Genomic DNA, 23,589 nt, shown 5'->3' on the forward strand with positions numbered 1-23,589 from the left:
GGGCAGGAGACCGGGGCGGGGGACACGGCCTGGACCGGCCTGCGCGGCGCACTCGAGGCGGCCCGCCCCCGCGAAGCGCGCGGCGCGCGGCAGGCCGCCTTGCCGCCGCTCAATCCGGGTGGGGCGCTCTAGACGCCTTCTAGACGCCCTCTATACGCGCGTGTCCCTGAGCCAGTCGGGGAAGATCTCGGTCAGCCGCTCGCCGGAGACCGACGGGAAATGTCCGCTGTGCACGATCCGCACCGGCAGCCGCGCGGCGTTGCATCGAACGGATGTAGGCATCTGCCTTGGCGTGAGGGGTGTCTTCGGTCAACGGGCCGTCAAAGACGATGTCGCCCGAGAGCAGCACGCCCATGGCGCTGTCGACCATGACATCCCGCTCCCGCCCGCGCAGGGGCCAGATGTTGTAGCGGTGGAAGTCCTGGATGAAGCGCTCGTCAATCCAGGTAATGCCGGTGCCGACAGGGCGTTGGCGGTACCCGCCCTTGGGCGGGATGCGGCGTGGCGCGCGGGTCATGCGGCGGCCTTCGTCTCGGGACCAGGACCGCCGGGTTGCGGCCGAACCTGAACCGGTTCCGCCAGCAGGCCAAGCCCGACGAAGATGTTCATCACCACGCCCTTCTCTCCCAGCACAGCGCCCAGAAGGAGCGCATTCCGTAGGAGATCCAGAACGGCGGCACCGCCAGCAAGAGCGCCAAGCGCCGCGTAGATCGGCACGTCGGACGGGGCGTAGAGCGCGATTGCGCCAGATCGAACAACAGGCGGCCCCCAGGCGCCGGTCAGGCGCCCCCCGCGCGCATCGGCCAAATGGGCGCGCGGGGGCGGTACATCTGGGCGGACGGCGCCCAGCGCTGTCCCTGCCGAATTTGCGGACGCCGCCGCATTCGAGAGTATCTCGAGTGCGGCGGGCATCCGGCGCCCTGCCAACCGCGTGGTGGCGTCACGCGCCATCGGATTTTCCCGATCTGGCGATCACGGCCTTGTTCAGATCCGCGATCATCCTAACAACGACGCTCGACACGTTTTCCTGAGAGCTTGCGCAGTCCGCGATCGTCCGGATCGACTCCGCGGTGTGGCCCAAGGAATTCACGATCTGCTCGAAGCTCTGCAGGGCGCTGCGCGAGCGCGCCGTGCCCTGGTTGACCCGCTCGCCCGAGATGATGATGAGCTTGCCGATCTCCTGGGCCGCCTTGGAACTGCGCTCGGCCAGCTTGCGCACTTCGTCGGCCACGACCGAGAAGCCCACGCCGTGCTCGCCGGCGCGCGCCGCCTCAATCGCGGCGTTGAAGGCAAGAAGGTTCGTCTGGTTGGCAATCTCCGAGATCACCCGGGTGATCTCGGCAATCTCGGACGAGGATTTCTCGATGAGCTCGATCGCTTCGATCGCCGCGTTGAGGAACTCCAGCCCATCGCTGGCGGTCCGCGTGGTGGAATCGGAGGCGTCGAGCGAGGCGCGGGTGGCCTCGGAGATCTTGTTGATCGAGGCGGAGAGCTCGGCGACGATGCCGTTCATCCGGTCAGCCTGCCTCTGGATCTCTTGCTCGAGCGTCACCTGCTGGGTGATGTCCTGGGCACATTTCACCACGCCCACCGGCCGATTGCGGCTGTCGAGCAGGGGCGAATAGGTCGCGAGGATCCACACCTCGCGGCCGAATTTCCCGAGCCGCCTATAGCGGCCGGTCTGGAATTTCCCCGAGCGCAGGTCGGCCCAGAAGTCGCGGTATTCCTCGGATCGGATCATGTCCTGGTCGCAAAACATCGAATGATGCTGGTGCTGCACCTCGCGCAGCGAATAGCCCATTGTCCGCAGGAAGGTATCATTCGCGGTGATCACGTGGCCTTCCATGTCGAACTGGATCATTGCCTGGCTTCGGTCGATGGCGCGCAGCTGGTTCTGGGCGTCCAGTTCGTGACGCTTGCGGGCGGTGACATCCATGGCGAATTTCACCACCTTCACCGGATGGCCGGAGGCATCGAGGATCGGGTTGTAGGTGGCCTGGATCCAGACTTCGCGACCCTCCTTGCTTAGCCGCTTGTACTCGCCCTGGTGGTAGTCGCCCTCCGACAGCGCCTTCCAGAACTCGGCATAGCTGTTGGTCTTGGCGTAGTCCGGCTCGCAGAAGATCCGATGGTGCTTGCCGGAGATCTCGGTCTCCGCGTAGCCCATCAGGTCGAGGAAATTCCGGTTGGCGCCGAGCACCGTGCCGTCGAGCGCGAACTCGATCACCGCCTGGCTTCGATCGATCGCCGCCAGCTTGCCGCTGACCTCGGCCTGCTCCTGCATCGCGGCGGTGATGTCATAGGCGATCTGCAGCACCTTGGCGACCTTGCCCTCGCCATCGCGCACGGGCGTATAGCTGGCGCGCAGCCAGACGCTTGCGCCGTCCTTGCCCAGGTGCTCCAAGACCCTCGACTGCGGGCTGCCGGCCTTCAGCTTGTTCCACAAGTCGCGCTGATCCGGGCCCTGCGCCACTCGGGCGGGGAAAAGGTCGCGGTGCCGCCGCCCGACGACCTCTTCGAACTCGTAGCCGAGCGCCGCCAGAAAGTTGTCGTTGGCGTGCAGGATCACACCCGATGAATCGAATTCCGCAAGGGCGCTCGAACGGTCGAGCGCGCTCTGCATCGCGCGAAGATCGGCGCTCCGGAGGATACTCTCGGTGATGTCCTGGGCGACCTTGATGACCCGGTCGAGCTTTCCCTCGCGGTCCGGCACGGGGGTGTAAGAGGCCGCGATCCAGATCGTGCCACCGTCCTTGGTGCGCCGCTTGTAGGTGCCGGTGACGATCTCGCCGGCGGTGAGCCGGCGCCACAACTCGGCCTGCGCCGCATCCTCGGTTTGAGAGGGCGCGCAGAGGATGCTCTGGTTCTGCCCCAGGAGTTCCTCTGCGGCGTAGCCCGTCAGCGCAAGGTAGCAGGGGTTCACTTCCAGAATCGTCCCGATGGAATCGAATTCCACCACTGACATTGTCTCTTCCACGGCGGAGGCGATGCTCTGGGCGCGCCGGGTCTCGGTGGTTTCCTCGGTGGCGTCGCGCAGCACCAGAAAGACGCGTTCCACCTGGCCCGACTGGCCGAGCAGCGGCACCAGGCTACTGGTGACATGTCTGCAGCTGCCGTCGCCGAGGGGAAAATCCAGGCGGTGGCAGTCGCTCCGGCGTGCCGCGATGCTGCGCAGGAGCGGCGCGGTCTGGTCGGGCGTGGCGCTGAGCTCTGCCAGCGCGAGGCCGACAACCGCGCTCTCCGGTCTGGCCAGCATGGCGAGCGCGCGGGGATTGCACGACAGGATCGTCAAATCCGCGGTCAACTCGAGCAGGCCCTGGGTGGCGTTGATCGCGTCGAAAAAGCGGCTTCGGCGCGCAGGCCCGGACCGCGTGCCGATCAGCAGCACCTCGGCCGGTTCCGTGTCCGGCACGGCGATCATCCGGGCGGCGAGACGCTGGTCGTCGCGGAGCGTCAGCGCGAGCTCCTGCGGGGCCGCAAGGCTCTTGAACGCGTCCAGCAGCGGCGCGGCGCTGGCGAAAAGCTCGCTCGGCGGGCAGGGCAGCCGGGTCTTCGTGGCCAGGCTCTTGCGGGCGTCGGGCGAGAGCGCGAGGACCATCCCGTCGGACAGCCGCAGGCGCGCCGTGAAGCCTGAATTGAGGATGTCCTGGCACAGGTCGGAAAGAGACAGGCCGCGCGTGAGATCGGTCACGGTCCGGGTTCCTTTTCAGAGAAGTCGCAGCAAGGTCGCTCGCCGCAAAGCCCCCCGCAGAACGGGTGCTCAACCCGCGGTACCAGCGGACCGCGGGCGCGCGCGTTGGGGCAGACGGGAGGGAGCCCTGATGGCACCCTGTCTTGCCCGGGTCGCGCCAGCCTCAGGCGGCTTGCGGATCGACCGTGAGCCCGATGGCCTCCGCGTATTTGAGCCAGGTTTCGACCGAGGCGATGACCGCACGCACCTCGATCGAAAGCAACTCGATCCCGACGAGCGACACTCGCACGAAGGCATCGACGACGATCCCCTTGTCCAGAACGCGATCCACCACCTCGGTGAGGCTGGTGGATGCCAAAGTTTTCTCAACTGCCATGGGATACCCTTTCCTGTGGTTTTCTGGCCCGTTTTCTTCTGGCCTGTTTTCCGGTGGCCCGTCTTTCAGAAGCCCGTTTTCAGTAGGCCCGTGTCATGCGGCCCGTTTCAAAGAGCGAGGTCCAATGGCCCCCGTTGATCTGGCCGATGTCGCTTCGCGTTGCGAAACGCCATGGATCGCCCAGAACGACGGATAGCGCCGAAACCATAATCCCGGGTGAATGCCCCAAATTCATGTGGTTAAAATTCTCATCGCCCCTCATCCGGAGCCGCGGCGCTCTTCGGAGATCAGCCGCTCCTGCCGCGCCATCCATTCCGCGACGATCATCGTCAGGTCGCGTAGCGCCTCGGCAGAGCTGGCCTGCTGACCAAGAAGCCGCGTCTCAAGTTGGCCGAGACGGACTCCCATCCCCGGGTCCGCAGCCTCCGCCTGTCGGGGGGAGGCGGCTTCGAGTCGTTGAGCGGTCGCCTCGAGGCGGCGGATCAGCGTCTCGAGGCCCCCCAGATACTGGCCGAGAGCCTTGCGCTCGGCAGCGAGGCGCTTGTCGCTGCTGCCAAGGGCGCTGGCCAGACGATCGAAGCCGCGCCCGACCTCTCCGCGCAGCGGATCGAGGTCCGGCGCATGTCCTCCCTTCAGCCGGTCAAGCCCGCGCCGAATCTCCGCCAGCGTGTCTGGCAGGATGGCCGAGATCTGCTGGACATTGGCAGCGAGCGTGTCGATCCGCTCGGCCTGGTCTGGCGGCGGTCCGGCGGGGGCGCGCAGCTCGAGCGCCTCCTCCAGCCTCGTGAGCAGGGCCTGCTCCTTCCTGCGCGCTGCGGCGCTGCCGGTCACCTTGCGGCCCAGGCGTTCCAAGCCGCGCAGCAGGTCGGACTGCATGGTTTCGACGCGCGCAACCACTTCGGCGCGGTCCGAGCGGACCTCTTCCAGCGCCTTGGCCAACCGCTCGAAGCCCGCCTGCAACCGGAGGGGCAGGGCGTCGGGAGACACTTCGGGGTCGGGGCTCGCCAGTTGCTGGGTCAATTCCATCAGCACCAGTTCCATGTCGTCGAACCGCCGGTTGAGTTCTGCCTCTGTGCCCTGGATCAGGCCCGCGACGTCGGGAAACGCGATGGCGGAGCCAGCCTCGGGCCTGTCGTCCGGCTCCGGTGGGGTCGGCTCGTCGTTGCAGGTCACGTCGGCCCTCCGATGATCGCGGCGACCGGCAGGTCCCGAAGGACATCAAAAAAGGGAATGAACTCGCCGGTGTCGGTCTTGCGCAGCATTTTGTCGGCGGCGGTTCCGGCCCGGCAGCACTGCGCCACTTCGAGAAGTCCTTCCGCCACCGCGCCGACCAGGTTCGGACCGATGCGGAAGAGCAGCACGCAGGCCTTGCCCTCTTCGAAGAAGGCGAATTCGCCGAAGACATGCGCCACGGAAAATATCGGGATGACCTGGCTGCGGTGATGGAGGCAGCCCATGTAGGCGTCGTGCCGGACCTCGGCGTAGAGCAGCTCTTCGGGCAGGTGCAGGATCTCGACGATGTCGGTCAGTCGGCATCCCATCCGGCGCTGCGCCGCGTGGTAGATGAGGCACGGATCCGCACCCTGCGCACCGTGGTCCATGGCGGGATCGGCGCCGGTACCGGCGCTGGCGGCAATCGTCGTGCCGGCGAGTTGCACCACCACCTCCTCCGAGAGCAGGGCCGCACTGTCGATGACCATGAAGTGCGTGCCGTCGCCGTGCATGTAGACCCCGGTGAAGAGGTCACTGCGCTGCGATATCGCCGGCGGCAGCGCGAGAAGCGCGTCGCGCGGCACATGCGTGATGTCGAAGAAGCGATCGATCTCGACGCAGATCAGCCCGCCCCCAGGGACCCGCATCGCCACCGAGGCCGACCTTTCGGGGCGGGAGAAGTTGCCTCCGAACCCCAAGAGATGCAGGCTGTCGAGGATCGGGATTTCTCGGCCATGGTGTTCGATCACGCCATCGCAGGGCGCATGGGCCATGGGGCTCGGCAACAGGGGGTGCATGGGAATGGTGGCCTGGATCTCGGCCACGGGAAAGGCAATGCTCTGGCCGGCGTAGCTGCAGAGCAGGACGGCCAGGGCATCCCGCGCCGGGCCCGCCGCGGCTGCGGCGCCCCTGTCGCGCGGCAGGGCGTAGGGGAGCTCGGGCAGGTCGAAGAGCCGCTGCGGATCGAGAAGCCCAACCACCACGCCGTCCCGCACGAAGCTGCGCGCGCCGGCCAAGAGATCGCTGTGCCCGGAAATTCCCATGCGGGTGATCCGCCCGGGCTCGAGTGCGGTCATGCCCTCGAGGCTGTCGACCACGAGCCCGACCAGCCGCTCGGTCCCGGGGCTGATGAGAATGACCACAACGCGTTCCTGCGGCGATAGGGGCGACGGGAGGCCGAGGAGGATCCCGAGATCGACCAGCGGGATCGTGTCGCGGCGCAGCACCATCGCCCCCAACAGCCCCGGAAGGGGCGCCGCCAGCGTGCTGAGGGTCGTGGGGAAGGGCACTGCCTCGCGGACACTTTGGGCCGGAATGGCCAGGCGGCAGCCACCTACGTCGATGAGCCCGAAGATCTCGCTCGGCTGACGCCTGGACGGTCCGTCCGTCGCGGCGTGCGGGTCCACCTTGGCCGGTTCGGCCGCCGCCCCCGGTTGCGGCGCTGGCTCGGCTTCGGACGGACCGGGACGCGGTGGAGCAGGAGCCTCCGGACTCTCGGCCCGGGATGAAAGTGGCAGCCCAGGTCCTTCGGTGAGCGCGGTCTCGCAGCGTTCGGCCCCCGGCCTTTCAGTCTCCTCGCCGTGGGTCACCGGGGCTTCGGCGGAGCCGTCCTCGTCGGGCAGGCGGTCCAATTCGGCCTGCGCCATCGCGACCACGACCGACGCCGCGTCCGAGGCGGGGCCGGTGGACGGCGGCTCGGGCGACCGCTGCTCCACCGGGGTCGCACGGGGCTCGTGCTCTGAAGGCGCATGTTGAGCGGCTGCGCCGCCGTCGCGGGTCGCGCGGCCTTCGGCGGCATCGACCGTCGCAGGCGCAGCGGGCGCAGACACATCGTCCAGAGCCGTGATCACCTGCTCATTCGCGTGTGCAGAAGCCAAGAGCCAGTCTCCCGTCATCGGTGAGTCCGATCCTAGATGGGGAGGGCTAACAGGGGGTTAAGTGCCGTCAGATCGTGCGCCCCAGCGCGCCGAGGTCGAGCGAGAGATCCTCGGGCGAGAGGCCGAACTGCGCCGCCAGACGGTGCAGCGCTTCTTCCGCGCGCATCAAGGTTGTTCCAAGCCGCTCTTCCTGCTCGGGCGTCAGGCTGCCCGCCTCCATCCGGCGGACCGCCTGCAGCTCCATCAATTGGCGCAGGAAGGCCATCAGTCCCAGAACAAGCCGCGCCAGGTCCTGCTCCACCCGCTCGGGGTCGATGCGGAGCCTTGTCATGTCGGGCAGCGCGTCGGCCAATGGGTCGTCGCGGGCATCATCGTGGGGGGCGGACGGGTCTGACATCACGCGGACTCCTTGGCGCTGGCTGCGTCGCCCGTCCGATCGGCCGCCTTGCAGAGCCGCGCGCCGTGAAGGAAGGCGGGCCAAGGTCCGCTCAGGCTGAGGCGAAGCTCGGACGGGCAGGCGGCGGCAAGACTCCGGGCCTGCACCCTCATCTCGCCATCGGGCAGCAGCAAGGCCGACTCGGCCCGCGCCGCGCCCCTGTCCCCGCGCAGACCCAGCGCCCGCGGCGCCAGAGCCGCAAGTTGGGTGCCGAGCCGGTGCTGCGCCTCGATCCTCTCCAGCCGCGCCCGCAGATAGGCGCGGCCATTGACGGGTGCGGCGGTCTGGCGCTCGGGCTGCGACAGGGTGAGGATCATCTCGGACTGCCCCCGGAGACGCTCCAGCACCTCGAGCAACAGGCTGCTGCGCGCCGCGGCCCAGGACCGGGCGACCCCGGGTTCGGGCGCGGACCTCACCGCGAACGGCAGGAAGGCGGGCAGCGCGCGATGCGCCGACAGGCACAGCCCGAGCCGGGCCTGCGCCGGCCCATCGGCGGTCAGCAGCGCCAGCGGGCCGGCGCGCAGATGCGGCAGCGCGCCGCTCTCTTCGACCCGGCAGAGGCCCAGCACCCTCATCCGCCGCTCCGGGACAGGCGCTCCGGTGTCGTCAAGACGGCCTTGAGCCCGAGATAGAGCAGATCGACATCGGCCACCGTCAGCCAGAGTTCGCCCTCGATGACGCAGCCCCGGTCGAGCACCCGGTCGACGAGGTCGACCAGCGCCGGGGTGTCGCTGCGGGCGGCGGCGGCGGGGGAAATGAGAAACGGATCAGACATCGGTGGGCGTCTCCATGCTGACGTGGGCAAAGCTGTAGGGCGGGAAAGGGCCGGCGAGGCGCGCGACCAGGCCGTGTTCGGCGCCCCAGCCAGGCAGAGGCCGGCGAAGATGCGCGGCCTTCGCGGAGGTCATCAGCAGCGATAGCTCCGAGAGGCGAGGCGCCCGGGCCGGGCGTGGCTCGGCTTCGGCGGCGAGCTCGGCCGCGCGTTGGCCGAGCGTGCGCAGCGCCAGGCCCCGCGCCCCGGATGCCTCGAGCCTTGCGTCTCGCCGCAGTTTGCGGCGCCACAGGAAATCCCGCCCGGTCTTCGGAGAGGGCGCGGCATCGACCGCCTGGGCCGCCTCCCCGGGCTCGACCGTCAGCGCGTATTCCGCGTGGCCGCGCAGCGCCTCGAGCCGGGCTGCGCATTCGTCGAGACGCTCGGTCAGCGCCGCCTGCAGGGCGCGCGGGCCGGAAAACCAGGTTCCGAAACGCACGGGCATCACGGGGCCCCGCACGAGGTAGCACGAGAGCAGCCGGTCATGCGCCAGCAAGCTGTCGAGGGCGGATTGCTCCGTCGGTGCGAGGGCGCCCTCGGTCACGATGGCGCTCACCGGGCCAAGCGGAAGCTGCCGGTGCGGCGGTGCGGCAGGGGCGGGGGCGGGACCGCCCGGGCTGATCAGCCCATGCAGCTGAAGCACCCTCATCGGCCTGTCCCCTGGTGTCGTGGCGCGGCGCTCGGCCCCGGAAGGCTGCGTGGCCCGACCGGAGCGGCGCATCCCTCGCGCCTGACGGCGAGGATCGGCACGTCGTCCACCGGCCCCGAGGGCAGGGTGAGCGCACAGACCCGGGCCAGAAGACGGCTGTGCTCGGTGCTGCAGCCTTGCATGAGCGCCTGCCTGCGGCGCTCGGGGAGCAGGGGGGCCAATGCGGCGAGCGCCGCGCCGGTTGGTGGTGTGGGAAGGGCCAGGCCAAGCGCGGCTGCCGCGGCGCACACATCCGTACCGGAGACCCGATGCAGCGACGCGAGCGCGAAGGACACCGCGGGGCTCGGCCCGACGAGCCGCAGGCGCAGCCGGTCCGGGCAGCGCGCGTCGATCTCTGCCAGCAGCGTGTCGAGCCGGTCTGCGTCGCTGCTGTCGATGAGCAGGATTCGATTGACCAGCGTATCGCCGCCGCCAAGCGGCAGCTCGATGCTGTCGCGCGCCAGGTGCGACAGCCGCTCTTCCATCCAAGATTTCAGCGCGGCCGAGGCAGGCGCCGGTGGGCGCGGCGCGTGGCCGTCCCAGGCGGCGGTCAGCTGGAACTGGATCCGGCCGGCAAGCCGATCGCACCACTCGGCCAGTTCCGCCTGGGAGGGGGACAGGTCGCCACGCGTGAGCCGAGATCCGGCCTGAATCGCGAGAACCGGCCCCAGCGGCAGAAGGGACTCAAGCTGCGCCTGGCGGTGTCCGGCGCGCTGCAGGACCGCGCGGCGTCCCTTGCCGAAGGTCACCCTGTGACCCGGCATGTCAGGCGCGCGCACGAGCAGGAGCGCGCCGCAGGGCTCGGCCGAGAGACCCGCCGGCAGCGGCATCGGTGCGTCACGCCGCAAGATGGCGAGCGGCGCCATCATGGCGCGCCCCGCCGCGCGGCTTCGGCCAGGCGCGCCATCAGCACCTCTTCTTCCGCGTCGTAACTTGCTTCGTCGAGATCGCCGCGATCGGCCGCGCGGGCCAGCGCCTCGATCTCGCGCCGGATGCGGACCGGGTCGTAGAATTCGGCCTCTGCCGCCTGCGCGAGTTGCGCGGTGACCCAAAGTGCGCCCGAGAAAGGCGCGGTCACCGGGACGCAGAGAAGCTTGCGCAAGAGGCCCATCAGACCACCTCGGGGTCCGGCTCCGCCGCCAGGGAGAAGGAGACGAAGTTGAAGGGCGGCGTGGGATGAACGAGGCGCAGGTGCGGGGGCGCGCCGGCGAAATCGCAGGACGAGGCGGCCTGGTCCGCGGCCTGGGAAAAGGCCTCGACCGCCGTTTCGGGCAAGAGAAAGGCCGCACGCAGCACCTGCACATCGTCCTCGGGAGGATGGAGCACATGGGCGCGGGCGAGGGGCGCGAGGCGCCGGAGCAAAGCGTGCTGGCAGACGGTGCGCCGCGCCTCCAGCGCCTCGGCGACCCGGCGCCCGAGCTCAATCTGGGCGAGGCGCCCGCCCCCGCCGCGCGCGAGCAGCGCGTCACGCTGCCGGGCAAGGCCCGGCGCGGCCGCGAGCGTTGCCTGCAGCGCGGCGGTGCGGTCGAACTCGACCCGCAGACCGACCTCGGCATGGCCCTCGATCCGGGTGAAATTCCGGGTGATCTGCGCCTTTGCCGCGCGCAGCATCCCGCTGAGGTGCGCGGTGTCGCGCACCACATGACCGAAGCGGAACGGCAGCACCGGGCCGTGAGACATCAGCACCTCGAGCACGCGGGCATGCGCCATGAGATAGCGCCGGCGTTGCGGCACCGGCTGCCCGTCGTGCGGCGTCATTGCGAGCACCGCACCGTCCATCGCCAGGGCCTGCACCGGGCCGAAAGCGCCGTCGATCGGATGGCGGGCCAGCCGGGCGCCCAGCGTGTCGCAGCGCAGCAACCCGTAGAGGTAGGCCGCAGTCATGCCGAGGTCCCCGCGCGCGAGGCTTCCACCGTCAGCCAGCCCCCTTGAAAGCGCATCCAGAGCACGCCTTCCCGCAGGTCTTGGGGAAGCGAGCAGCGGAGCTGGTGCCCAGGCGAGGTGAGGGTCAGGCGGCCCCGATGCACCTCGATGCGGAGTTCGTGCAGGGGGACGCCGGGAAGATGCGCCTCGAGCGTCCAGGCGGTGGCGTCTTGCACGATGCGGTGCTCCGGCACGCTGCGGTCCCGGTGCGAGGAGGCTTCCAGGAAATCCGCGAGGGTGCCGAGACGGACGTTGCGCGAAACCTCGGCAATGGCGGTTTCGGAACGCGGAGGCAGGCTCTCGCCGATCCTCTGCAAACTCTCTGCAAACGCGCCGATCAGCCCGCGCAGACGCAGGTCGAGCGCCTCGATCCGCGCGGCTGCCTCGGGGGACCCGTCCGAGGGCGGCTCTTGACCGGTATCGTCCGCCGGACCCGTTCCGAGGTTTCGGGGACTCATGCGCGCGCTCCCGGTATTGGCAGCTGCTCCAGCCGGGATTCGAGGGCGCTCACCCGCTCAAGCAGGGCCGCGTTCTCCTGCTCCAGGCGGCGTGCCTCCGCCGAAAGGTGGGGGTCGCTTTCCCACCAGTTGATGCCCAGCTCCTTGGCCTTGTCGACGGTGGCGACCAGCAGCCTGAGCCGGATCGACAGCAGCTCGATCCCGACCAGCGAGACCGAGACATCGCCGGCGACGACGATGCCCTTGTCGAGAATGCGCTCGAGGATGTCAGCGAGCCCGTCCGGCTGCATGGACTGCCCGTGATGGCTGCTGTGGGTCATTCTTCGCGATCCTCTCGATGGTAGCGGCGCAGTCGGCGGAAGCCGGTCAACTCGCCGGTGGGGTCAAGCGCGAGTTCGTAGGCAGCCAGGAGGTCGTTGTCGCCCATGCGGGCCGGTGCCTCGAGCACCTCGGCGACGATGCGCCATCCGCCGGGGTCCCGCTCGGAACTTGCGATGCCCTCGATCGGCAACGGGGTGATGTCCTGCAGCGCGGCGCGCGCCCTGTCCATCGCCTGCTGCAGGGAGATCGGGCGGCCCGGATCACTTGTTTGCGCGGCCGGGGCCGTTGCCGGGGCCGGGGGGGCGGGTCTCTTGCGGGCGGTCACGGCCACGGATCCTCCTCCGGCGAGGCCAGCCGGGCCAGCAGCCGCTGCGCCCGAAGCGCGTGGGCGCGAAGTTCGGTCGCGGAAAGACCGGCGCGGCGTTTCATGGCCTCAAGCTCCCGGCGGAGGCGATCGCGCTTGAACTCCACCTTCACCAGTTCCACCGCGGCTTCGGTTCGGGTGCGGGGCGGGCGGCGCAGAGCGGAGTTCGGGCGCCGCGGAGGGCATGCGGGCGGGCGTCTCATGAAGCCACCTGCATGGGGGCGTCGGAGGCGGGCGCGTCGCCGGCGCGCAGCCCGTCCAGCGCGGTCTTCAGGGCGGCTTCGAAGCCATCGGCCGAACCCGATCCACGCACTGAGCGGCTGCGCAGAACATCGACGCAGATCTGCACGAAACGGCTGTCTCGCGCGTCGACCTCCACCTTCTGGGCGGCGAGGAGGCGCCCGAGCAGCAGGGCCGTGCGCAGCGAGGCGGGGGTGCCGGGCAAAATCCGGCGCAGGGATCGCACAAGCGTGACCAGCTGCGCCGCCTTGGCCCTGTCGAGCCCGGTGCGCGCCGCGACGATGCCGCTTTCGGTCTCGGCCGGCATGCCGTCGAGATCGAAGGTCACCACCCGGTCGATCAGCGCGTCCGGCGGATGCTCAACCCCGACATATTCGTGCGGATTGGACGTCAGCAGCATGCGGAAGTCGGGATGCGCCTCGAGGCGCTGCCGCCCCGCGCGGGCGTCGTGGAACACCAGGACACGCTCCTCGAGCACCGGCAGAAGCACGGCATTGGCCGTCGGCGGGGCACGGGTGAACTCGTCGTAGACCAGCGTGTGCCCCAGGCGCATGGCGTCGGCCAGGATCGCGTCTTGCCAGTCCGTCCGCTCCTGGGTCTCGGTACGCCGGACCCGGCTGACGTAGGCATCCACCGTCTGGCGCGAGATGCGACCGATCTCGCGGCCGACGAGATCCTCGCGCGTCAGCCAGCGATCGCCGGTGAGAAAGGAGACAGGTCGCCCGAGACGGCCGGCGATGCGCAGCGCCAGGGTGGTCTTTCCCATGCCGGCAGGGCCACGTAGGTGCACCGGGACATCCGCGGCAAGGTAGGCCATGGCGCGGCTCTGCAGCGAGACGATCTCGTCATCTTCGAACAGCGGGCGTTCTTGCATGGGCAGCCGGAAATCTGCAGGGCACTCGGGCTGGGCCATGGCGAACTCCTTTCCTCGACATCGAACGCGGGACGGTCTCTGGTCTTGTCTTAGCGCGATGGTGGTGAATCCGGTCTTAATCGCGGGCGGAGTTTTTTGCGGGATGGCGCACTCAAGACTGCCAGTCGGCCAGCTTTCCCATGGGATCTCGCGGCAGTTGCGGACCGAATGTGTAGCTAAGCGGGCGTGCGGCCGGCGCGTGGCGCGCCGCCATCTCCGCGCGCAACCGCTCCTCCAGCGCGGCGGCATCGGCTCCGGCGCAGGGCACGATGTAGCATTTGAGTCGATCGCCGTCCTGCCGGACGCAGGCATGGGCGACCTCGGGTTGCGCCTCCAACGCCGCGACCACGGCGTGCAACGAGACAGTGTGACCGGCAATCTGCACGCTCCGGTCGTGGCGGCCGTGAATGGTGAAGGCCCGTCCGTCCTCCGACCAGCGGAGGTGATCCTGCAGGGCGATGGCGGCGCCCCGGCGCCGTGGCGGATTGCCCGGTTCGAGATAGGGCATGAGGCGGAAGGGCGCGTCGGGGTCGGCGCGGTGCCCGACGCCCCCCGTCTCGGAGGCGCCGAAGATCTCGGTCAGCGCGCCCAGGCCCGCCCGGGTGACCGCGGTCCAGAGCTCCGGCGGGGCCGGGGCGGTGGAGCTTAGCGCATGGGCTGCGACGGGCTTGCCCGAAAGCAGCGTCAACACCCGGCCGAAGATGTGCGGCGTGCCGACGATCAGATCGCCGTCCTGCAGCTCCCGGGACAGCGCGCCAGGCCCCCTGCTGGCGAGATCGAGCACCGGCACCCCCAGCCGCGCGGGCAGGAGCACGGTGAACAGAAAGCCGAAGATGTGATGCGGCGGCACCAGCGCGACAACCCGACCGGGCCTTTCGACAAGGCTGCGTGCCGCATGTGCCTCGACTTCCTCGACCAGGAGCTCCAGAGGGTGCTGCACGACCTTGGGCGTGCCAGTGCTGCCGGAACTGTGGAAGGCCAGGGACAGATCCGGGGCCGCGCTCTGAAAATGCGACTCGAGAAGCTGCGCCCAGGTTCCCAGCTCGGGATGCAGCAGCATGTAATCCTCGACCCCCGAGCGATGCAGCGCGAATCTTGCGGTCATTGCCGACACGAGATCGATCCTCGAGAGGCTGTCGAAGCCGAGACCGTCTTCGTCGATGCGCGTCTCATCCGTCCAGAGCGCCGCCGGCATGCGCCGGGCGCGCGACGGGTCTAGCCGCTGAAGCTCCTCGAAGATTACGGACTTGCACAAGCGCAGGGCATCGTTGCGGCGGATCATGGCGCCCTCCGGCGTGGCCCTCCGGCCTCAGGTCTCGTCCAGATCGTGCAGGAACTCGCCCACGAGGCTGGCGAAATGCGCGCGGGTCTCGGCGATCTCGGCCCGCAGCTGGACGGCCTTGGCGGCCAACTCGGCTGCGGTCGCATCAGCCGGGGGCATGTGCCGACCCACCGGGACATCCTGCGCAGCGTCATAGCTTTCGAGCGCAGACATGGCGGCGTCGAGATCGGAAAAGTGCCAGGCCCGGCAATAGTCGGTCTCGTCCTCTGACACGTGGAACCGCTTAATGCTCACCACGAAGCCAGAGTCGCTGCGGAAGATGTTGAACTCGTACCACCAGGGCAACTCGGGATTGAAGCTCATCGCCATGCCCAACTCCACGCCGGTGAACTCGAGCGGGCGAGCCCCGACCCGCCGCAGGCAATAGGTCAATGCGTCGGCGGGGTGGGTGTCGGACGGGGCGTCGTGGAGGGGCAGGACATGGTCGGTCGGCTGTCGGTCTGTCATGTAGGGCATCGCTACTCCTCTTGCCGGGTGGGTCCGGCTGCTCGGGCTCGAGTGACAGGGTCGGGACCGGAGTCCCATGGGCGGGTCCGGGGTCGCGCGTCTTCCGGCCCGCGCGGACCGGCGGGCAGTGTGGCGCATCCGTCGGGGCGGGCCGTCCCAAGAAGGGCTCGAAGATCAGACTGATTGGTGATCCAGGCGGCGCGGAAGGCCGGGCGCCTGGTGTCGTCCCGCGGCTCTCTGATGTGGGCGACGAGGCGGTCCTCGGGATCGAGGTAGAGCGCCAAGTGCCCGCGCTCCTGCGGACCGACGGAACACCCAACCGAGGTCGCCTCGCGCCCCTCCTCGCCGCGGCCGGGCGAACCAGGCCCTGGCTCGAGAGGGAGCACGAGCACGGGCACTGCCTCGACACACAGCGGTCGCAGGCCATCCCTGCGCAACCTGATCGGGCGGGGAGGCGGCCGGGTTCCCGCCCTCGCGGACGCATCGCCGCCGGCGGTGACGATCGCGGAGGGGCTGGCGCCCTGGACAAGCCGGGCGGGTGCGGCGGCCGGCAGAGGAAGCGGAGGCGCCGCCTCGGCCCTCGCGCGAAGCTGCCGCAGCTCCGGCTTGATCCGGATCAGGAATTTCTGTTCGGCCACCATGCTCGCCCCCGTGCTCAGACCCTTTTGACGAAGAGCCAGCAGGACTGTCCGTCCGGCTGCGACTTCATGTGGATCTTCACGTTCACGTCCGTGCCCTTGTAGGCGAACTTATAGTCGAACATGACGTTCACCTGGCCGCTGCGATGGAACTTGATGAACTCCCCGTGGAACCGCTTGCCCTTGGCGCAGGGGGCGATCTGGTTGAAGAAATCCATCCCGATCACCTCGGCGGGAACCCGGTTGGAGATCAGGCCTTCGGCCTTGTTGTACTTGATGATCTTGCCCATGCGATCAAGCAGGACGGCGCCGAAGGGAAGGTATTCGGCCCGCTGGGGCTCGCGGCTCAGGATGTTGTCGATGTCCTGGCTGCCAAAGGGAATGATTTCCATGTATCGATCCTCGCTCGTTCACGCCGCTCCGTCGGAGCTCTTGTCCACGCCGTCCTCGTCGTCGAGAAAGCTGTCGTTGCGGGTCAGGGACATGTCATGCAGCCGGCGCATCGTGTGACCGTCGAACTCGGTCAGCTTCTCGCGCCCCTCCTGGTCCGCCCAGCGATAATCCATCGTGCCCATGGTCACGACGCATTGCGGAAGCACCTCGTAGCGGAACTTCATGTCGACTTTATGCGCGTCTATATCGATCTCGCTCGCCTCGCCGAATTCCACCAGGGCAGTCAATTCCTCCATCCGGCTGTCGGCTTCGAGTTTCGTGTTGTCACGAATGATCTCGGCTGCGGCGGCGAGAACCCACTCGGGATAATTTCCGCGGACGACAAGGCCGAACTGATCTGAGTGGAATTCGAAGCGACCTCCGCTTTCCTTCAGGTATCCAATCGTTTCCATACTCGGAACGCTCCTTTCAGCCGCTTAGTAGACTGCTCTATCGTGAACTTTTCCGTGGCTTCGGAGTAAGCGACGCGTGCAGGATTTCCAAACGAACAATTCTTAAGTGGTTTCCCTTTCATTGCTAGAATCGCCAAAGTTTTTTTCTTCACTTTCGGTTAGCGTATTTCCCTCAGGCTCGCCCCGGCATGTCATTGAAAGGAGGGGACGAGGAATGACCTCGGCCAAGGCCCTGACCGCACCCGAGGCGTGCCCGGACCCTGCCAGGCTGCCCGATGCTGGTGATCCGCGGCGCGTGATCCTGCCTCGGGCCGGTCGCAAACCGCTGAATTTCATGGGGCGCAAAGCCAGCCGCACGGTCTGGTGCACCGGAGCAGGGGCAGGGGCAGGGGCTCCGCCGGACGAACTGGCGCTCTGGGCGCGCACCGATGGGCGGCTGGCGATATCGCTGCGGCTTGATGGGAAAGACGACGCGGCCGTTGTTGCCGATCTCGGCGCGGCCCTTGACTGGATTGAGGCGGCGTGCCGGCCGCAACGCCGCGATGCAACTCATCCCCAAGATGCCCGGGCGCTGCTCGAGCAGCTTGAAACCTGGCTGTGCGAGGCGCGTCGGGCCGAGCGGTTGCGCCGCCTTGCCGGTTTGGCGCTGCCGCAGTGGATCGGCCTTCGAGATGGGATCGGGCGAAAGGAGCGCGCATGAGCGATCACGAAACCTACGCGGACTGGGTGCGCTCCGTCCGTGCCGAAGCAAGGCGCAGTCTGCGGTCGCTGCGCCAAGACCGGCTCGCGCGGCGCAGTTCTCCGGGGCGCGCCGCAGTGGCGGGGTCTCCGCAGGGAGTCCTTCCAGAGGAGCTTCCGATTTTGGTCTCCCGTCAGACGGCTGACATGGTGCGCTCAGAGGCGGGCGACCCGCTGCCCGCTGCCGCATCGCAGGCGCCTGAGGCCGCCGATGTGACAGGGGATGGGGCAGGGGATGCGGCGGGGGATGGGGCAGGGGCCGAGCCCATGCAGCACCAGGGCGAGACCAGTGAGGCGCGACCGACCGGGGGTGACGCGGATCCGCAGCAACTTCCCGGCGATGCGGAGTCGACGGGGGAACAGGCTGATCAGGAAGCCCCGCTAGCCCCGGCCATGGCGCCGACGTCGCCAGAGGCTCCCTGCGCGGATGTGTCCAGCGAGACAGGCGAAGCGCCGGACAGCACGCTGTGCTGGACGGAGGCGGAGCTGCGTGCCAGCTCATTGAATCGCCTCCCCGGCGCCGGGATCGGGCTCGTATGGCTGCTTCATGCGAATGGGATCGGCTCGCTTGAGCAGCTGACCACAGCCGACGCCGTCAGGCTGACGCAGGGATTGGGTCTGGTGGGGCAACTCGTCGACGTTCAGGACTGGATCGATTTCGCGAAGAGCGAGCTCGGCGGGCCCGACGGCCAGACTCCGCTCGCGCCCCTGTAACGCCCAATCGGCTCGGGGGCGCCTCTGCGACCCGTCGGCTATTGACTGCCCTTAGATCGAAGCCTCGCGCCGTGATAGCGATCATCGCCGGGCCATCGCGGCAGGAGCCTTATCCTTCGCCGCATTGGAAGCCGCGTAGAGGCTCTTTTGCACAAATACCGTGAGAGATTTATATCGTGAATACAGAGTTGTAGCTGGGCTGCATGAGCAGACCGACACCCCCGACCTAGAAGGCCCGGAACTGGCCGAGCTACAACGAAGCGTTAAAGCGCCGCGGCTCTTTGACGATCTGGTTCGACCCCGCCATGACCTCGGAAGCCGCGCCGACCGGCAAGCGCGGACGGCATCCCGCCTATGGTGATGCCTCTATCCAGACCTGCCCGACGATGAAGGTGCTGTTCGGCATGGCGCTTCGACAGACAACAAGGTTCGGCGAGAGTCTGCAGCGACTGATCGGCTTGGACTGGGCCGTGCCAGACTTCAGCACGTTGTCGCGGTGCCAGAAGACCCTGAAGGTCAACATTCCCTATTCTGGATCGAACGGCCCACTGCACCTGCTGATCCCCTCTCGGGACATTGCTTTGCAATGCCCTGCCGGGCAGTGGACGGCACCGGCATCAAGGTCGAGGGTGACGGCGAGGGGAACGCCCGCAAGCATGGCGGTTCCAAGCAGCGCGTCTGGCGGAAGATCCACATCGGGATCGACGAGCAGACGCTGGAAATCCGGGCGGCGGAGTTCACCTCCAGCGAGATCGGCGACGCCCCGATGCTACCCGAACTGCTTGACCAGATACCGCCGGTGCGGGAGATCGCCAGCGTCACTGCCGACGGGGTTTTCGATACCCGCAAGTGTCAGGACGCCATCGCCGCCCGTGGAGCTGCCGCGATCACCCCACACCGCAAGCACGCCAAACCATGCAAGCCTGACACCGCAGGAGCCCTCGCTCGGAACGAAATCCTGCGGACAATGAAGCGTGTTGGCCGGTCGATCAGGCGACGATGGAGCGGCTATCACCGCCGAAGCCGCGCCGAGATCAAGATGCACTGCATCAAGCTCTTGCGGCAACTCCTGTCCGCCCGAAACTTCGACCGTCAGGGCGCGGAGTGTCGTTGCGAAAGGCTCCGAGACGACACTGGCCTCGCTCTGCGCTTCGACCTGTTTTGCCTGCCCGGCTGCGACATTCTTCGCTGTCACCTGCAACGTCTAAATGGGCCGATCATGGGTGCGTCGCCAACTTCACGACGTGCCATCCATAACCTTGCCCATATAGTCGTCGAAGGTGATCTCGCCACCTTCAGCTTCGGTCCGGCCCTTGTCCCAAGGGGGCAGGACGTCTTGCAGCATGTCAATGCGTTTCCACGACGGGAAAGGCTGCTGGCCCGCGGCATCTGGCACATAGGGGCTTTCGGAAACGCGGACGTGTTTGTGGATGTAGCGCGCGCAGTTAAGGAAACAGCCGGTCACTTCAACCCGCACCACAAGGTTGGCACCGGGGAAGGCAGCCAGAAGCTCCGGGTCTTCGCTCAGGATTGCGGCGCCCGACCGAAGCCGGGCGCCAGACCGACTACTCGGCCAGCGCGTCGTCGGTTTCGCTGTCGGCCGTCTCGACCGGCTGTGCGTATTCGTTGCTAAAGGCCATGACGACAGGAGCGGGCTTGTTGTTGACCATCAGCCGGAACACGTCCGGGCGCGAATAATGCCCACAGGGATCGGCGGCGGCCTTGCCGATGGCGATCATGTTGAGGTCGATGTCGGCGATCACCAGACCCTCTTCGTCCGGGGCGAGGTTTTCGCCCATGGGCGAGCCGTCGGGGGCAAAGATGCGGGCATAGCCTCCCCCCTTCTTCAGCAGCTGCTGCTTCACCGGCGTGTCGCAGAGCGCCTCGATCATCTCGTCCGAGACGGTGGCGCAGGGGGCGATGACAAAGCACTGACCCTCGACCGCGTACATGCGGCTGGCGGATGTGTTCACCTCCGGCCCGAGCGCATAGGCCCCGCCCTCGTAGACCGAGAAGCTTGGCCAGGCGCCGATATGGATCTGCTCGTTTTGCGCGAACATGGCGTATTTGTTCAGCGGATGCAGGTGTTCCCAGCAACACAGCGCGCCGACGCGGCCAATGTCGGTGTCATAAACCTTCATGTCGCTGCCATCGCCTTCGCCATAGACCGTGCGCTCGACATGGGTTGCTTTCAGCTTCCGCCGGCGGGAAATGACCTGCCCGTCGGGGCCGTAGTGCCACTGCGCGATGTAGAGCGTGCCGTTGCGGTTCCACGACAGGCCCATGACCACGTGGATCTTGTTCGCCCGGGCGGCTTCGGCCAGCCGTTTGTCCTGCGGGCTGCCCTCGGTGATAGAATTCGCCGCATATACCGGCACATTGTGCATAGTCATCGCCGGAGCGTCGAGCCAGATATACCACGGATAGCCCGGCAGGTAGGTTTCCGGAAAGGCGATCAGTTTGACGCCTTGGGCGGCAGCCTCTTCGATCAGGCCGATGGCTTTGTCGATACTGGCATCGAGGTTCATGAAGATGGGGGCGGCCTGAACGGCAGCGACTTTGGTGGGTCCGGTCATGGTGCTATCTCTCTGTTGGCGTCTTGTTGTTATGAAGAGAGGATAGACACGTCTCGTATCGCCGCGCGTGTCCACCTGGGCGGAAGGTGGTGTATTTTTGAGCGGAGGAGAGAGGTCTTTTTTTCGGTTTCGCTAGGCCTCTGTTAAGATCCCGTTATGGAAAAGCGATTCACGACGCAGGATGCACGCCCCACGGATCGGTTCGCCTATTGGCGCGAGGCGGTCTGCGATAGCTATGTCGAACTCGATTGCGCCACGGCGACACCTCGGTCCTTTCACGGTCAGATCGACCTCAAGCGGCGCGCGCATCTCTCCACATCCTACGTGAAGGGCAGCAACCAGACCGTAACCCGGAGCCAGACCCATGTATCCCGAAGCGGCGAAGAGACCTTTCTCGTCAGCTTGCAGCTGCAGAAGACGGGGTTCGTGGAACAGGCTGGGCGACTGGCTCGGCTCGAGCCGGGCAATTTTGCGCTTTATTGCAGTTCGAGCAGCTACCGGCTGACGCTGCCAGACGATTTCTCGCAGGTCGTCCTTCAGTTTCCGAAGGCGGATTTCCTTGACCGCCTGCCCTGTGCTGAAGCGCTGACCGCGATCAAGGCCCCGACGCTCAGCGGGTTCGGCAAGCTGGCCGCAGAGATCCTTCCCCGATTGGTGGCATCACTGGACGAGACGCCGGACTGTGCGCAGGCGCAAAGCCAGAATGCGATCATGGACCTCCTCGTAGCGGTATTTGCCACGATGCAGCCTGCGGTTGCCGACCTCCATTCTTACGATCAACTGATCCTGTTGCGGGCGCGTGCCTTCATCTCTCAGCACCTGGGCAACCCGGATCTGGACCGGACGGCGGTCGCAGGGGAAACGGGGCTTTCGGTGCGCCGGCTTAACGAGTTGTTCCAAATCGAGGGCAGTTCCATTTCCCGCGAGATCGCAACAGCTCGGCTGAATAGGATCGCGGCAGATCTCGCCAACAGTCAGCTGTCCCATCGCTCGATCAGTGAGATCGCCTATCACCGTGGAATCGTGAACTTTCAGAGCTTTTCGCGCATGTTCCGCAAACGCTTCGGCCAGACACCGTCAGACTTCCGGTCGGAGCTCGCTTCACGGTCCTGACGCCAGTAGGGGGGCGTTTGTCCGAGACCATGATATGTGCCCTGTTGATGCGATCCATATGGTCTGTGTCGCGCGGAAGATCTCTTGCCGCTGGCGGAAGCGGCTTGGAGGGATGCGACCGGCCACCTGAATGAACGAGAACGTCTTCGGACGGATATAAGTGCTTGAGAACGGCTGGCTGACTCATCAGCGGTCGGCCGGTCGCGAGGACGAAATGGCTTTGATCAGGCATCTGCCAATCTTGGTGCGACGGCCCGGATCGGGTTCAGTGCAGGGGGGTGGTCGCAGCGGAAGATCGCGCCGCGGAGCGACACGCGTGACGCCGCCTCCAGTTTATGGCGGCCTCCGCCGGGGCGCGCAGGCGATCGCATAAATCAATTTCGATCCGCGCATAGGTCACCAGGATATTGGTCGTGACGTCGGGCGACACGTCCGGCTCCGCGTTGAAGCAGAACCCGCTGATGGCGGTCAGGCGCCGGGCCCGTTCTGCGGTTTCGCGGGGAACGTGAGTGCGCAATGGAAATCAGAAAAAATCCGGTTCGAACCGGCTTCGGGCGCGGGCAGGGACGCGCCGACGCCAGTCGAAGCCGGTGGCGCGGTGCTCGAGATGGGGTTGAGCAGTTGCCAACTCTGGGCCTCCTGAGGTGGAGGTGCCGCGCAGGCTCCGGGAGGCTTGTGCAAACGCTTGTGCACCACATTGTGCAAAGCGAAACGCAAAACCCCCAGGCCTCTGCCGAGACCCGGGGGTTTTCTGCCGAAACTTCAAGCTCTTGCGAGAAGTTTGGCTCCGGCGGTAGGGATCGAACCTACGACCAATTGATTAACAGTCAACTGCTCTACCGCTGAGCTACGCCGGAACGTGGGGGGTGTTTAGCAATGGCGACTCCGGGCGTCCAGAGGCTTTTTGAAGTTTTTTCGCTCCGGCGTGAATTTTCTTTCATGCCCTTGAAAAGACGCAGTTCTTTTCGAGATTGCCTAGCGGAATCACGGCTTTACGCTGGGTGAGGTCGATGAGGTGCGCCAGCACATTGCGCGCTGCGGCGGGCAAAAGCGCGGGGTTTGTGTCGTGATAGATGACGGTCGCGAGACTCGCGGCATCGGCGGGGCCGTCGGCGAGCGCGGTGAGGATCGCCGCTTCGCGGGCGCGGCGATGGGCGCGCAGCGCGTCGATCCGTTCGAGGGGGGCCTCGACCGGGGCACCATGGCCGGGGTGAAGCCGAGACCAGCGAGTGCGGCGCAGCCGTTCCAGCGAGTTCATGAAGGCGCCGAGGTCGCCATCGGGGGGCGAGACCAGCGAACTTGCCCAGCCCATCACCAGATCCCCCGAGAACAGAACGTCTCCCCAGGCAAAGCTCAGATGGTTGCCGAAATGGCCCGGGGTGTGAATCACTTCGAGGCGCCAGCCCTCCGCGGCGATCACCGCGCCGTCGGGCAGCTCTTCATCAGGCGCGAAGCCCGCATCGACGCCTTCGCCGCCGCCGGCGAGGCCCGTCTCGGCAAGCCGCTGCATCATCTCGCTGCGTCCGGCGCGGGCGTCTCCGAAGGCCAGCACCGGCGCGCCGGTGGCCTCGGCGAGCGGGCGGGCGAGGGGGGAATGGTCGAGATGCGCGTGGGTGACGAGAATATGGCTGATGTGCTGGCCCGGTCCGACCGCCGCGAGGATGGCCTCGAGATGCGGCTCGGAGCACGGGCCGGGATCGATCACCGCCAGCGCGCCCGTGCCGAGCACATATGTATTGGTGCCGCGAAAGGTCATCGGCGAGGGGTTCGGCGCTAGCACCCGGCGCAGCCCGGGCGCAAGCGCCTCGGCGTGGCCCGGAACAGGCTGGAAGTCGGGCTGGGGATCGATCATCTTGGCTCTCGTTT

At 67.3% G+C, this 23,589-nt stretch carries 26 protein-coding genes, 1 tRNA gene and 2 pseudogenes; 4 read left to right on the forward strand and 25 right to left on the reverse strand.

Annotation, left to right across the window (positions count from 1 at the left end; all coding sequences use genetic code 11):
- Positions 1 to 139: 139 nt before the first annotated feature.
- The 22 genes and pseudogenes from G0D83_RS22435 to G0D83_RS22540 form a co-directional block, all read right to left on the reverse strand.
- Positions 140 to 517 carry a hypothetical protein gene (locus G0D83_RS22435; protein ID WP_235940326.1) on the reverse strand — a complete coding sequence of 126 codons (378 nt, stop codon included), beginning with the start codon at positions 515 to 517 and terminating at the stop codon, positions 140 to 142.
- Complete coding sequence (locus tag G0D83_RS22440; RefSeq protein ID WP_164196875.1) at positions 514 to 951, reverse strand: hypothetical protein; 438 nt, start codon at positions 949 to 951, stop codon at positions 514 to 516. The genes G0D83_RS22435 and G0D83_RS22440 overlap by 4 nt, the downstream gene beginning before the upstream one ends.
- The gene (locus tag G0D83_RS22445; protein ID WP_164196876.1) at positions 941 to 3,691 is read right to left on the reverse strand and encodes a PAS domain-containing methyl-accepting chemotaxis protein; all 2,751 of its coding nucleotides are present in this window, start codon (positions 3,689 to 3,691) and stop codon (positions 941 to 943) included. Before G0D83_RS22445 ends, G0D83_RS22440 begins: the two co-directional genes overlap by 11 nt.
- A 163-nt stretch (positions 3,692 to 3,854) precedes the next feature.
- Positions 3,855 to 4,067, reverse strand: a complete 213-nt coding sequence (gvpA, locus tag G0D83_RS22450) for a gas vesicle structural protein GvpA (RefSeq protein ID WP_095882104.1) — start codon at positions 4,065 to 4,067, stop codon at positions 3,855 to 3,857.
- A 258-nt stretch (positions 4,068 to 4,325) separates the two neighbouring features.
- A complete protein-coding gene (locus G0D83_RS22455; protein WP_164196877.1) occupies positions 4,326 to 5,240 on the reverse strand; it encodes a hypothetical protein in 915 nt (304 codons plus the stop codon).
- Complete coding sequence (locus G0D83_RS22460) at positions 5,237 to 7,156, reverse strand: chemotaxis protein CheW (RefSeq protein WP_164196878.1); 1,920 nt, start codon at positions 7,154 to 7,156, stop codon at positions 5,237 to 5,239. Before G0D83_RS22460 ends, G0D83_RS22455 begins: the two co-directional genes overlap by 4 nt.
- A gap of 67 nt (positions 7,157 to 7,223) precedes the next feature.
- Positions 7,224 to 7,553, reverse strand: a complete 330-nt coding sequence (locus G0D83_RS22465; RefSeq protein WP_108965971.1) for a gas vesicle protein K — start codon at positions 7,551 to 7,553, stop codon at positions 7,224 to 7,226.
- Positions 7,553 to 8,167, reverse strand: coding sequence for a hypothetical protein (locus tag G0D83_RS22470; RefSeq protein WP_164196879.1), 615 nt, complete (start codon positions 8,165 to 8,167; stop codon positions 7,553 to 7,555). The genes G0D83_RS22465 and G0D83_RS22470 overlap by 1 nt, the downstream gene beginning before the upstream one ends.
- Positions 8,164 to 8,367, reverse strand: a complete 204-nt coding sequence (locus G0D83_RS22475; protein WP_164196880.1) for a gas vesicle protein — start codon at positions 8,365 to 8,367, stop codon at positions 8,164 to 8,166. The genes G0D83_RS22470 and G0D83_RS22475 overlap by 4 nt, the downstream gene beginning before the upstream one ends.
- A complete protein-coding gene (locus G0D83_RS22480) occupies positions 8,360 to 9,052 on the reverse strand; it encodes a GvpL/GvpF family gas vesicle protein (RefSeq protein ID WP_164196881.1) in 693 nt (230 codons plus the stop codon). The genes G0D83_RS22475 and G0D83_RS22480 overlap by 8 nt, the downstream gene beginning before the upstream one ends.
- On the reverse strand, positions 9,049 to 9,960 hold the full coding sequence (locus tag G0D83_RS22485; protein WP_164196882.1) for a GvpL/GvpF family gas vesicle protein: 912 nt from the start codon (positions 9,958 to 9,960) through the stop codon (positions 9,049 to 9,051). Before G0D83_RS22485 ends, G0D83_RS22480 begins: the two co-directional genes overlap by 4 nt.
- On the reverse strand, positions 9,957 to 10,202 hold the full coding sequence (locus tag G0D83_RS22490) for a gas vesicle protein GvpG (protein WP_164196883.1): 246 nt from the start codon (positions 10,200 to 10,202) through the stop codon (positions 9,957 to 9,959). Before G0D83_RS22490 ends, G0D83_RS22485 begins: the two co-directional genes overlap by 4 nt.
- Positions 10,202 to 10,975 (reverse strand): GvpL/GvpF family gas vesicle protein, encoded by a 774-nt coding sequence (locus G0D83_RS22495; RefSeq protein WP_164196884.1) that lies wholly within the window; start codon positions 10,973 to 10,975, stop codon positions 10,202 to 10,204. The genes G0D83_RS22490 and G0D83_RS22495 overlap by 1 nt, the downstream gene beginning before the upstream one ends.
- Positions 10,972 to 11,472, reverse strand: a complete 501-nt coding sequence (locus tag G0D83_RS22500; RefSeq protein WP_164196885.1) for an Hsp20/alpha crystallin family protein — start codon at positions 11,470 to 11,472, stop codon at positions 10,972 to 10,974. The genes G0D83_RS22495 and G0D83_RS22500 overlap by 4 nt, the downstream gene beginning before the upstream one ends.
- 152 nt (positions 11,473 to 11,624) lie before the next feature.
- Positions 11,625 to 11,762: pseudogene (gene gvpJ / locus G0D83_RS32860) on the reverse strand (gas vesicle protein GvpJ); the annotation flags it as partial.
- Between the two features lie 26 nt (positions 11,763 to 11,788).
- On the reverse strand, positions 11,789 to 12,124 hold the full coding sequence (gene gvpO / locus G0D83_RS22510; protein ID WP_164196887.1) for a gas vesicle protein GvpO: 336 nt from the start codon (positions 12,122 to 12,124) through the stop codon (positions 11,789 to 11,791).
- On the reverse strand, positions 12,115 to 12,360 hold the full coding sequence (locus G0D83_RS22515) for a hypothetical protein (protein WP_164196888.1): 246 nt from the start codon (positions 12,358 to 12,360) through the stop codon (positions 12,115 to 12,117). The genes gvpO and G0D83_RS22515 overlap by 10 nt, the downstream gene beginning before the upstream one ends.
- Complete coding sequence (locus G0D83_RS22520) at positions 12,357 to 13,310, reverse strand: AAA family ATPase (RefSeq protein WP_164196889.1); 954 nt, start codon at positions 13,308 to 13,310, stop codon at positions 12,357 to 12,359. Before G0D83_RS22520 ends, G0D83_RS22515 begins: the two co-directional genes overlap by 4 nt.
- A 112-nt stretch (positions 13,311 to 13,422) precedes the next feature.
- Positions 13,423 to 14,592: a 4-coumarate--CoA ligase gene (pcl, locus tag G0D83_RS22525; protein ID WP_164196890.1), complete on the reverse strand. Its 1,170-nt coding sequence runs from the start codon at positions 14,590 to 14,592 to the stop codon at positions 13,423 to 13,425.
- A gap of 27 nt (positions 14,593 to 14,619) precedes the next feature.
- A complete protein-coding gene (locus G0D83_RS22530; protein WP_164196891.1) occupies positions 14,620 to 15,108 on the reverse strand; it encodes a hypothetical protein in 489 nt (162 codons plus the stop codon).
- Positions 15,109 to 15,754: 646 nt separating this feature from the next.
- Complete coding sequence (pyp, locus tag G0D83_RS22535; protein WP_095880866.1) at positions 15,755 to 16,129, reverse strand: photoactive yellow protein; 375 nt, start codon at positions 16,127 to 16,129, stop codon at positions 15,755 to 15,757.
- A gap of 18 nt (positions 16,130 to 16,147) precedes the next feature.
- A complete protein-coding gene (locus G0D83_RS22540; protein ID WP_108965939.1) occupies positions 16,148 to 16,582 on the reverse strand; it encodes a hypothetical protein in 435 nt (144 codons plus the stop codon).
- Positions 16,583 to 16,796: 214 nt separating this feature from the next.
- Between G0D83_RS22540 and G0D83_RS22545 the strand changes: the two genes are divergently transcribed.
- The 3 genes and pseudogenes from G0D83_RS22545 to G0D83_RS22555 form a co-directional block, all read left to right on the forward strand.
- Positions 16,797 to 17,282, forward strand: a complete 486-nt coding sequence (locus tag G0D83_RS22545) for a hypothetical protein (protein WP_164196892.1) — start codon at positions 16,797 to 16,799, stop codon at positions 17,280 to 17,282.
- On the forward strand, positions 17,279 to 18,034 hold the full coding sequence (locus G0D83_RS32330; RefSeq protein ID WP_235939445.1) for a hypothetical protein: 756 nt from the start codon (positions 17,279 to 17,281) through the stop codon (positions 18,032 to 18,034). Before G0D83_RS22545 ends, G0D83_RS32330 begins: the two co-directional genes overlap by 4 nt.
- 203 nt (positions 18,035 to 18,237) lie before the next feature.
- A pseudogene (locus tag G0D83_RS22555) lies at positions 18,238 to 19,139 on the forward strand (IS5 family transposase); the annotation flags it as partial.
- Between the two features lie 460 nt (positions 19,140 to 19,599).
- On the opposite strand, the gene G0D83_RS22565 reads toward G0D83_RS22555, so the two are convergent.
- A complete protein-coding gene (locus G0D83_RS22565; RefSeq protein WP_164196893.1) occupies positions 19,600 to 20,610 on the reverse strand; it encodes a carbon-nitrogen hydrolase family protein in 1,011 nt (336 codons plus the stop codon).
- 156 nt (positions 20,611 to 20,766) lie between these two features.
- Here G0D83_RS22565 and G0D83_RS22570 point away from each other — a divergent pair, with 156 nt between their 5' ends.
- Positions 20,767 to 21,723: a helix-turn-helix domain-containing protein gene (locus G0D83_RS22570; protein ID WP_164196894.1), complete on the forward strand. Its 957-nt coding sequence runs from the start codon at positions 20,767 to 20,769 to the stop codon at positions 21,721 to 21,723.
- Between the two features lie 782 nt (positions 21,724 to 22,505).
- Here G0D83_RS22570 and G0D83_RS22575 read toward each other — a convergent pair.
- Positions 22,506 to 22,580: transfer RNA gene (locus G0D83_RS22575), tRNA-Asn, on the reverse strand.
- A gap of 80 nt (positions 22,581 to 22,660) precedes the next feature.
- Entirely contained in the window at positions 22,661 to 23,575 is a 915-nt protein-coding gene (locus G0D83_RS22580; protein ID WP_164196895.1) for an MBL fold metallo-hydrolase, read from the reverse strand.
- Positions 23,576 to 23,589 lie beyond the last annotated feature (14 nt).

Origin of the sequence: Salipiger sp. PrR003 (assembly GCF_010500785.1) — a bacterium.
GTDB classification, from domain to species: domain Bacteria; phylum Pseudomonadota; class Alphaproteobacteria; order Rhodobacterales; family Rhodobacteraceae; genus Salipiger; species Salipiger pacificus_A.